The sequence below is a fragment of the Aquimarina sp. U1-2 genome (assembly GCF_017897595.1).
Classification (GTDB): domain Bacteria; phylum Bacteroidota; class Bacteroidia; order Flavobacteriales; family Flavobacteriaceae; genus Aquimarina.
This window is the reverse complement of the sequence record NZ_JAGKIK010000079.1, coordinates 1-447: the sequence shown is the minus strand read 5'-3', so window position 1 is coordinate 447 and position 447 is coordinate 1. Positions and strand designations below refer to the sequence as shown.

Here is a 447-nt window from a genome sequence, read left to right as displayed (position 1 = left end):
AGAAGATAGAGGTGGCGCAGGTTCTGTAGCAGGAACAAGTAAGACCGAGTTTTTATTGGGTAACCCCTATCCATCAGCATTAGACGTTCATGAATTTATAGACGATAATGTAGGCGTGATAGATGGAACTTTACAATTGTGGCAACAATGGAGCGGTACGTCCCATAATTTAGATGCTTACAATGGAGGCTATGCTCAGATAAATAAAACAGGAGCGATAAGAGCCTCACAGTTTATTGGTTTAGAAGGTGCCACAACAGGAGGCCTAGAGGGAACAAAAGTACCAACACGATACTTGCCAGTAGGTCAAGGATTCATTACCGAGATTGTAGCTGATGGTAACGTAGAGTTCAACAATGGGCAACGTATTTTCATAAAGGAAACCGATGCAGATGGTAGCTACAATAATGGGTCGGTATTCCTGAAAAATAATAATAAAAAATCCAA

Annotated in this window: 1 pseudogene; it reads left to right on the top strand. The window is 40.9% G+C overall.

The features are described from left to right. A pseudogene (locus tag J8281_RS19100) lies at positions 1 to 447 on the top strand (hypothetical protein); the annotation flags it as partial.